This is a genomic window from Modestobacter sp. DSM 44400 (genome assembly GCF_900107175.1).
GTDB lineage: Bacteria > Actinomycetota > Actinomycetes > Mycobacteriales > Geodermatophilaceae > Modestobacter.
In genome coordinates this window covers 1-8947 of record NZ_FNOZ01000082.1, presented here as the reverse complement: position 1 = coordinate 8947, position 8947 = coordinate 1, and the positions used below count along the sequence as shown (strand labels likewise).

Annotated in this window: 8 protein-coding genes and 1 pseudogene; 3 read left to right on the top strand and 6 right to left on the bottom strand. The window is 73.2% G+C overall.

All coding sequences use genetic code 11. The annotated features are described in order from the left end of the window. Positions 1-305 (top strand): annotated as a pseudogene (locus tag BLW04_RS23685) (IS256 family transposase); the annotation flags it as partial. A gap of 187 nt (positions 306-492) precedes the next feature. Here the strand turns inward: BLW04_RS23685 and BLW04_RS23680 are convergent. Beyond that, positions 493-2178, bottom strand: coding sequence for a DUF885 domain-containing protein (locus BLW04_RS23680; protein WP_217631239.1), 1686 nt, complete (start codon positions 2176-2178; stop codon positions 493-495). A gap of 103 nt (positions 2179-2281) precedes the next feature. Here BLW04_RS23680 and BLW04_RS23675 point away from each other — a divergent pair, with 103 nt between their 5' ends. After that, on the top strand, positions 2282-2812 hold the full coding sequence (locus BLW04_RS23675) for a glycoside hydrolase family 16 protein (protein WP_175484255.1): 531 nt from the start codon (positions 2282-2284) through the stop codon (positions 2810-2812). Here the strand turns inward: BLW04_RS23675 and BLW04_RS23670 are convergent. From BLW04_RS23670 to BLW04_RS27145, 5 genes are all read right to left on the bottom strand, one after another. Further along, positions 2809-3093, bottom strand: a complete 285-nt coding sequence (locus BLW04_RS23670; RefSeq protein ID WP_217631238.1) for a glycosyl hydrolase — start codon at positions 3091-3093, stop codon at positions 2809-2811. The two genes, BLW04_RS23675 and BLW04_RS23670, sit on opposite strands and share 4 nt — an antisense overlap. Positions 3094-3191: 98 nt before the next feature. After that, complete coding sequence (locus BLW04_RS23665) at positions 3192-3638, bottom strand: cupin domain-containing protein (RefSeq protein WP_175484254.1); 447 nt, start codon at positions 3636-3638, stop codon at positions 3192-3194. A 49-nt stretch (positions 3639-3687) separates the two neighbouring features. Continuing rightward, the gene (locus BLW04_RS23660; RefSeq protein WP_254781925.1) at positions 3688-5679 is read right to left on the bottom strand and encodes an alpha-amylase family protein; all 1992 of its coding nucleotides are present in this window, start codon (positions 5677-5679) and stop codon (positions 3688-3690) included. Between the two features lie 153 nt (positions 5680-5832). After that, positions 5833-7074: a polyhydroxyalkanoate depolymerase gene (locus tag BLW04_RS23655; RefSeq protein ID WP_091547912.1), complete on the bottom strand. Its 1242-nt coding sequence runs from the start codon at positions 7072-7074 to the stop codon at positions 5833-5835. Positions 7075-7902: 828 nt separating this feature from the next. After that, positions 7903-8535: a hypothetical protein gene (locus BLW04_RS27145; RefSeq protein WP_175484253.1), complete on the bottom strand. Its 633-nt coding sequence runs from the start codon at positions 8533-8535 to the stop codon at positions 7903-7905. Positions 8536-8690: 155 nt separating this feature from the next. Here BLW04_RS27145 and BLW04_RS23645 point away from each other — a divergent pair. Next, a partial coding sequence (locus tag BLW04_RS23645) for a transposase (RefSeq protein ID WP_139307004.1) occupies positions 8691-8947 on the top strand: 257 nt, incomplete at its 3' end.

Here is an 8947-nt window from a genome sequence, read left to right as displayed (position 1 = left end):
TGGCCGAGACACTGACCGTGCTGCGCCTGGACCTACCGCCCACACTGGCCCGATCGATGCGCTCCACGAACATGATCGAGTCGATGATCTCCATCTGCCGCCAGCACTCGACCAACGTCAAGCGCTGGCGCGACGGGCAGATGGCGCTGCGCTGGTGCGCCGCCGGTATGGTCGAGGCCGGCAAGCAGTTCCGCCGCGTCAACGGCCACCTGCACCTGCCGGCGCTACGCACCGCCCTCGAGCAGGCCACCGCTGCAACTGTCGTACCCGCCGCGCATGATGGGCCCGTCAGCAACGCCGCCTAGTTGATCAACGGGCCGCTACCGAAGTTCCACGGAACGCGGGACATCCTCTCTACCCCGCCGGCCTCGCGGCGGCTGCTGACGCGCCGGGGTGGTGCACAGGTTCTGCTATGACCGCGGCCCGGGTTCGACCAGTTCAATCTCGTCCGGATGTGGCTCGAGTGGCTTCCGGGGCCTGACGGAACGCGGCTCACATCCGGGCGAGCTCGGCGGCCAGCGGACCCAGCCCGAGGGAGCCGAGGTCTACGACCGCGCGGTGCCAGGCCTTGAGGTCGAAGTCGGCCCCCGCCCGCAGCTGCGCCTGTTCGCGGCAGACGAGGAAGACCCGCTCGCCGACCTTGTAGGACGGCGCCTGCCCGGGCCAGCCAAGGTAGCGGTGCAGCTCGTCGGTGAGCATGGCGTCGTCCATCGACACGTGGCGGCGGAGGAACTCGGCCGCCACCTCGTAAGTCCACCGCTTCCCGATCCCCTCGTCGGCGGGGATGGGCAGGTCCAGGTGCAGGCCGATGTCGAGCACCACGCGTGCGGCGCGCAGCTCCTGGGCGTCGAGCATGCCGAGACGGTCGCCCGGGTCGTCGAGGAACCCGAGCTCGGCCATCAGCCGCTCAGCGTAGAGCGCCCAGCCCTCACCGTGTGCGGAGCACCAGCACAGCAGCCGCTGCCAGCGGTTGAGCACCGCGGCGTTGTAGACGGTCTGGCCGATCTGCAGGTGGTGCCCGGGGGCGCCCTCGTGGAAGACGGTGGTCGTCTCCCGCCAGGTGGTCATGTCGGTGACCCCCGCGGGGAGCGACCACCACATCCGGCCTGGCCGGCTGAAGTCCTCGGTCGGGCCGGTGTAGTAGACCCCTTCGCCGGACGTCGGGGTGAGCCGCCCCTCGACCTGCTGCACCGGCTTCGGGATGTCGAAGTGGACGCCGTTGAGCGCGGCGATGGCCCGGTCGGCGGTCTCCTGCAGCCAGGTTTGCAGGGCCTGGCGGCCGCGGACCATGCGGTCGGGGTCGGCGTCCAGGGCGGCCATCGCGCCGGCGACGCCCTGGCCGGGGGCGATGGACTCGGCGACGGCCTCCTTCTCCGCGACGATGCGGGCCAGCTCCTGCCAGCCCCAGGCGTAGGTCTCCTCGAGGTCCAGCTCCATGCCGATGAAGAAGCGGGACTCCAGGGCGTACCGCTCCCGACCCACCGCGTCGGCCTCCGGCGCCCGGGGGAGCAGAGCGGTTTCCAGGTGGTCGGCAAAGGCCAGCAGGGCGGTCTCGGCGCCCGTTCCGGCGGCGGCGAGTTCGCCGGCCAGTGCGCCGTCCGGCGGCACCGGGGCCCCGGCGACCAGGTCGGCGAAGAAACCGGGCACGTCGGCGGCCCCCGCCCAGCGACGGGCGATGCCGGCGCACAGCCGGACCTGCCGTGCAGCGGCCACCTGACCGGCGTCCGCGGCGGCGTCCAGTCCGGCGGTGTACCCCTTGAGGGCGGCGGGCAGCGCCTGCAGCCGGCGGGCGATCGTCGTCCAGTCCGCTTCGGAGCCGGTCGGCATCAGGTCGAACGTCGACCGGAACTCCTGGAGCGGGCTCGCGATCGTGTTGAGGTCGGCCAGCGCCCAGCCGGCGTCGTGGCGCGCCAGCTCGGCACCGAGCCGCTCCAGCATCGCGCTGCGGGCGACCTCGTCGCGCCGGTCGACCGGGTCGGTGTCCTCGGCCGCCGCGATGGTGCGCCGCAGCAGGTCGGCGAGGGCGGCCCGGCCGGCGGGGGAGTAGTCCGGCCAGCGCTCATCGTGGCCCGGCACCCCGATGTAGGTGGCCACGGTGGGCAGGGCGGCGGCGTACTCGTCGACGAACCGCTCGGCGAGGTGGTCGAGGGGGGACGGCGGTCGCAGGGGCTCACTCACCTGCCGAACGGTAGTTGCCCGGTCCGGCTGCCGCGGGCTGAGGGGCGGCGGCCATGCTGCGTACATGCCCCACCGCCCTGCTCATCGGAGGGGCCCGGGCCCGGTGACCCCCGGGGTCCAACGGGCTGACGCGGGCGGACCCGGGCGGCGCCTGGTCTGGCAGGACGAGTTCGCCGGCCCCGCCGGTACGTTCCCCGACCGTGCCTCCTGGTCGGCGGAACTGGGCGCCGGCGGCTGGGGCAACGGTGAGCTGCAGACCTACACTGACGCTGCCGCCAACGTGGCACTGGACGGCGAGGGACACCTCGTCCTGTCCGCCCGAGCTGGGGGCGACGGGGCGTGGACGTCGGCGCGGATCACGACGTCGGGGCGGCGCACCGTCCGTGCCGGCCTCGTGGAGGTGCGGGCCCGGGTGCCCTCCGGGGTCGGGATCTGGCCGGCCGCCTGGACCCTGGGGCAGGACATCGAGCAGGTCGGCTGGCCCCGGTGCGGAGAGATGGACGTCATCGAGTCGGTGGGGGACGCCAGGGTGGCGTTGCAGACCGCGCACGGACCTCGTGGCTACTTCGCGCGCTGGCAGAGCGGACCCGTCACCCCGGTCGGCGTCCCGCTCTCCGCGGCCTTCCACACCTAGTGAGTGGCGAAGCCATCGTGGGAGCGCTCGCCCCAGTTGTAGTTGCTCAATCCCACGGCGTCGACGTAGGCGTCGCCGGGGTACAGCGGAGCCAGTGGCGCGCCGCCGGTGTAGACGGCGTTGGGCGCCCACGTCCATGCGACGTTCGTGACGCCCAGGGCGGTGAAGCGGTCGTGCACGTGCCGCCAGGCCAGGACGAACTCCCCGGGCTGGTTGCCGTTCGCTCCGCTCCCCCACGGGTACCAGTTGCCGTTCATCTCGTGCATCAGCCGGATCGTCACCGGGTGCGCGTACTTGCTGGCCGCCAGCCCGTCGCGGCGGCGCCGTCCGGTCGAGCTGGTGGGCGGGGAGACCGCAGTAGCCTGACGCTGTCGACGGGTCAGCCGGTCGGGTCGTCGGTGGCGAGCAGTCCGGGCAGGTTGACCACGATCGCCTCCTGGCTGCTGCGGGCGATGACCACTACCGCCTTCTCTTCGGTGGGGTTCTCCTCGCGGTGCGGCACGAACGGCGGGACGAACACGTAGTCCCCCGGCGAGGTCTCCAGCCGGACCTCCCGACCGTCCTCGGCGAAGACGAAGACCGGATGGCCGGACAGTACGTGGATGGCGGTCTCGGAGTCGCCGTGGTGGTGGTCGCCCGAGGAGGTCTGCGGCGCCACATGGGTCTGCCCCATCCAGAGTCGCTGCGCCCCCACGGTCCGCGACGAGATCGCTTCCCGCCGGGTCATCCCGCCGGTCTGGCCGGTGTCGCCGGTCAGCTCGGCTGCGTGCACGTGCCGCAGCGGCTGGTGCCAGCCGTCCGGCGTCTCGGTGTGCTGAAGTGCCACGGTTCCTCCTCGGGGACGGCGGCGGTCCCCGTCTGGGCCCCGCCGTGGGTCAGGGTTCGGCGTACCGGGCGAAGCCGAGCCCGGGGACGACGAGCCCGCCGCGCTCCACCGGCAGCGGACCGTCACTGCCCAGAACCAGCTGGTAGGTGCCGAAGCCGGTGACCGTGTCGGCGTCCACCACTTCCGGGAGCGGCGAGAAGTTGGCCAGCCCGACGAAGGAGCCGCTGCGCGGGTGCCGGCGCCGCCAGACGAGCATCCGGTCGCTGCCGGCGTCCAGGACCCTCGGCTCTGCACCGCCGCGCAGGGCCGGCAACGACCGTCGTACCTCGCCCAGCCGGCACAGCCGGGCGAACACCCGGCCCTCGAGCGTGGCCGGGTCGTGCCGGCGGGCCGCCGCCGCCCAGTCCATGGCTGGGCGGTGCATCCAGCGGTTGTCCGGCGCCAGCTCCGGGTCGGCCAGGTAGCCGGCGTCGTTGGGCAGCGCCAGCTCGTCGCCCATGTACAGCAGGGGAATGCCGCCGAAGGCGTAGGCCACCGAGTACAGCAGCACCAGCCGCCGGATCCCCTGCTCGACCGCGGCGTCGTCGCCCCGAGCCAGCGCGTCCTCGATGCCGCACAGCGACGCGGCGGTCCCGCAGATCCGCGCGTCGCCGGTTGCCCGGTTCTCCTGGAACAGCGCGCCGCGGGCCGGTGAGGCCGGGAAACGGCCGGAGAAGAAGTCGTTGAGGAAGCGCCGGTGCCCAGCGCCGTCCGCGCCGACCGAAACCGCATCGGGGTCGGTGATCGCCCAGCCGATGTCGTCGTGACCGCGCACGTAGGTGACCCAGGTGGCGCCGGCCGGAACCGGTTGCATCCGGCGCAGCGCGGCGGTGGCCAGCCGGGCGCCCTCGGTGGCCAGGCTGCTCCACAGCAGCACCATGAGCTGGTTGTGGTAAGCCAGCTCGCACTCCGGGCGCTCGCGTTCGTGCGCGCCGAGATAGGGCACCAGGTCCTCGGGGGAGACGATCGCCTCGGCCTTGAAGACGACGGCCGGTGCCGCGATCCGGGTCAGGGCGTGCAGCAGTTGCACCAGGTCGTGCACCTCGGGCTGGTTCTGGCAGGTGGTGCCCATCCGCTTCCACATGAACGGGATGGCGTCCATCCGGAACACCTCGACGCCACGGTTGGCCAGCCACGTGATCTCGCCGAGCATGGCCAGGGTGACCTCGGGATTGGTGTAGTCCAGGTCCCACTGGTAGCTCCAGAACGTCGTCCACACCCAGCCCCCGGCACCCCCGCGCGCCTCCGGTACCCAGCTGAACGAGCCGGGCGCCCGGTCGGGGAAGACCTCGGGGATGGTGGCTTCGTACGCGTCGGGGAGCGTGCGGTCGGGGAACGCCGTGTAGAAGTCGGCGCAGGCATGGTCGCCGGCCAGCCACGCCTGCGCCCAGTGGTGCTCGGCCGCGGTGTGGTTGAGCACGAGGTCGATGCACAGGCTCATGTCGCGGCCGCGCAGCGCCGCCGCGACCGCCTCCAGGTCGGTCATGGTGCCCAGCCGCGGATCCACCTGGCGGTAGTCGGCGACTGCGTAGCCACCGTCGTTCTCGCCCTCGCGGGGCCGCAGCAGCGGCATCAGGTGCAGGTAGGTGGTACCGAGCTCGGTGAGGTGATCGAGCCGGCCGGGCAGCTGGTCGAGCGTGCCGCAGAAGCGGTCGACGTAGCAGACGTAGCCCTGCATCCGCTCCCGCTGGAACCAGTGCGGGTCGATCTCACGGCGCCGGTCGAGCAGCCGCAGCTCCGCCGGCCGCTCGGCGGTGGCGGCCAGTACCGTGCGCAGCGCCCGGGCGAGCAGCTCCTCGGTGTCGGCGCGCTCGCCGTAGAGGGCGACGAGTGGCGTGTGCACGTCGACCACCGCGACATCGATCCGGGTGAGGAATGCGTCGGCCTCCGCCGGCCCGAGGGCGGCCACCGCTTCGGCGGCCAGCTCGGGGCGGAGCCGTTGCCAGGCTTCCTCGGCGGTCCGTGCGGCCGGCACGCGGCCAGCCGGGTCCGGGGCGGTCACCGACGCGTCCCTGGCCGGCACCGGTGCGTGCGGCTCGGACGCGCCCTCGGCCGTTTCCGACCTCGTGGCGCTACCCGTGGCCGCCCGGTCCGGATCGCCGGCAGCCCTCCCCGCCGCTCCTGATCGGGAAGCCCCCACCCGGGCATCGGGCGCTCAGGCCGGCGAGGCCAGCGGCCGGGCTGCCCGGGACCCGGCGATGAAGTCGCGGACCACGGGGTAGACCTCCGTCTCCCAGCGAGAGCCGCTGAACACGCCGTAGTGGCCCACCCCCGGCTGCAGGTGGTGGTGCTGGCGATCGTCCGGGATCCCGGTGCAGAGGTCGTGCGCGGCCTCCGTCTGACCGGGGGAGCAGATGTCGTCGTTGGCACCTTCGACGGTGAGCAGGTCCGTGTCGGTGATGGACCCGGGATCGACCGGGCTGCCGCGCCAGGTGAACGTGCCGGCGGCGAACCTGTTCTCCTGGAAGATGCGGCCGACCGTCTCGAGGTAGAACTCCGCCGGGACGTCCATGACGGCGCCGTACTCGTCGTAGAAGGCGCGGGTGGCTGCCGCTCGCGCGGTCTCGCCGGCCACGAGGTCCCGGTAGAGGCGCAGGTGGGCGCTCAGGTGCCGCCTGGGGTTCATCGACATGAACGCGGTCAACTGGACGACGCCGGGATAGACGCGCCGGCCTGCGCCGGCGTACCGGGCCGGCACGGTGTCGATGACCCGGCGTTCGAAGGACGACAGCGGCTTGGTCGCGGCCATCGTGTTGATCCGGTTCGGGTTCACCCGGGTGTCGACTGGTCCGGCCATGAGGGTCAGACTGCTGGGCTGGGCCTCGTCACCGGCGGCGGCCAGCAGCGCGACAGCCGCGAGCACCGGGACGGCGGGCTGGCAGACGGCGACGACGTGGGTGCCGGGCCCGAGGTGCCGGAGCGCGTCCATGACGTGCTCGATGTACTCGTCGAGTCCGAAGGGGCCGTGCTCGGCGGGGACGTCCCGGGCGTTGTGCCAGTCCAGGACGTACACGTCGTGGTCGGACAGCAGCGTGCGGATGGTGGGCCGGATCAGCGTCGTGAAGTGCCCGGACATGGGGCCGACGACGAGCACCCGGGGCTGGCCGGTGACCGACGGCTTCCGGAAGTGCAGGAGCGTGGCGAAGGGCGTGCTCGTCTCCGGGTGTTCGGACACCTCGGCCGGCTGGCCGCCGACCGGCACCGAGTCGATGCCGAACGCCGGTCGGTCGTGCGTCGGCCGGGCGTGGGCGACGACGTCGCATGCTGCCCGGAGGTGGCGGACGCCGGGCGCGACGAGTGGGGCAGGCAGCGCGTTCAGCACCCGCGCGGTCCTGTCGGAGACCGCCACCGCCGGTGAGGCCAAACGACGTTGCAGTTCGTACGCGGCGTAGAGCATGCGGACCTACCTATTTGCGTCGGAGTGAGGGAGGTGGCGTACCTCACACCGGCGCACTGTATCCAGGACCCACGACGTGTCCGCACGCGGCACACCGAACTGCCCGGCAGGACGTCCGCACGGGGCTTGACCGCCGATGTGACGCGGGCCACGGTGCAGGAGTCGGGCGCACTACACGGCGGCACACGGCGGCGAAGCACGGCGTCACCGGCCTCATGCGCACCCTCGCCGTCGAGCTGGCACCCCTGCCTCCGCCGGCCCGAGTGCGGTGACCGCTTCGTCGGCGAGCCCCGGGCGCAGCCGTTGCCAGGTCTCGTCGGCCGTCCGCGCGGCCGACCGGCGGCCCGTCGGGTCCGGCGCGGTCACCGAGGGGCTCCGGGGCGCACACGGCAAATGCGGGTAGAAGGGGTCACGGGCTGGCGCAGGCCACTCGCCCGCTGTTGCGACCGGCCGTGCGCACTGGGACAAGGTCCGCACGACCAGGCAGATCGACGTACCCATGGGTCCACGGCCGTCGTTGGGCAGCCGACGTCGACCGCCACAGGAGGACCACGCACATGGAGGAACGTCGACCACGCACATCCGGCTCGCCCCGGAGGGCGCGCAGGGGAACGGGGCGCACCGGTAGGTGTACGTCAGTGACCCCGCGGCCCCCGTCGGGCGCCGGCACGCCGTGACCGGTGTCCGGCCGCCGGCCCGGTGGCGCTTCTGGTCGTGGCTGCGGGCGGTGGTCCCCGCACTGGGTGCGCTGGTCGTCCTCGCTGGCGCGGTGGCGTTGTTCGTCTCGACTGTGAGCCGCGGGCCCGGCGGTGAGGACGGCGGGGGGACCTACGCGGCGCCGACGAGCCAGGCCCCGACCACCGGCCCCGCGCGCGCCACGTGGACGACGGCGGACGCCGCTCCTGGGACCCCCGCACCAGCGCTGGCTGCGGAGCAGCCCGCCGCGGCGCCCCCACGGGCCGCGGAGTCCTCCGACGGCTCCACCGAGCCGGTCAGTACCACCACTCCGAGAGCCGGGGCGGGATCCGCCTCCACCAGGCCCACCTCTGCCGCGGCCACGACGAGGACCGCCGACCGGACGACGATCCCGCCCGGCACGGCGGCTGGGCGGACGACCGCACCGGGGGTTCCCACGAGACCGACGACCACTCCACCGCCGCAGTCGGCCAGTCCCCAGTCGACGACCGCACCAACTTCGAGGTCGACAGTCGCGCCTCCCCCGCCTCCCCCGCCTCCCCCGCCTCCCCCGCCACCCCCGCCACCACCGCCGCTCACGACGCCGCCGGCGCCGCCGGCGCCGCCCACGACGATGCCACCTCCGCCACCGCCACCGCCGCCCACGACGACGCCGCCGGCGCCGACTCCGACGACGACTCCGACGACGACTCCGACGACGACTCCGACGACGACTCCGACGACGACTCCGACGACGACTCCGACGACCGCGACGCTGTCTCCCACCAGCGCCCCGACGACGGACGGGCAGACCTAGGCCGACTGATCCCCCGGCCGGCCAGGATCCCCGGCCCGGCCGGCCCACGAGCGGTGGACGATCACTGTGGGCGTCTAGAGCGTGTCTGCCAAAGATTGGCGGGTTGGTGGGCGACGCTGGACGAATGTTGCGTACCGACGAGATCCCGGACGAGTTGTGGGAGTTGATCCAGCCGGTGCTGCCTGCCGGCGGTCATCAGGGCCGGCCGTGGAATGACCACCGACTGACGCTCGAGGCGATCATCTGGCGGTACCGCACCGGGTCGCCGTGGCGTGACCTGCCCGATCACTTCGGGGCGTGGCAATCGGTGTGGGAACGCCACCGTCGCTGGTCTGACGACGGCACCTACGTGCGGATGTTCGCCGCGGTGCGCGCCGCAGC

What these genes read in the sequence shown, in the direction of transcription:
- BLW04_RS23655 (WP_091547912.1), bottom strand. Translation starts at nt 7,074, where the DNA reads ATGCTCTACGCCGCGTACGAACTGCAACGTCGTTTGGCCTCACCGGCG.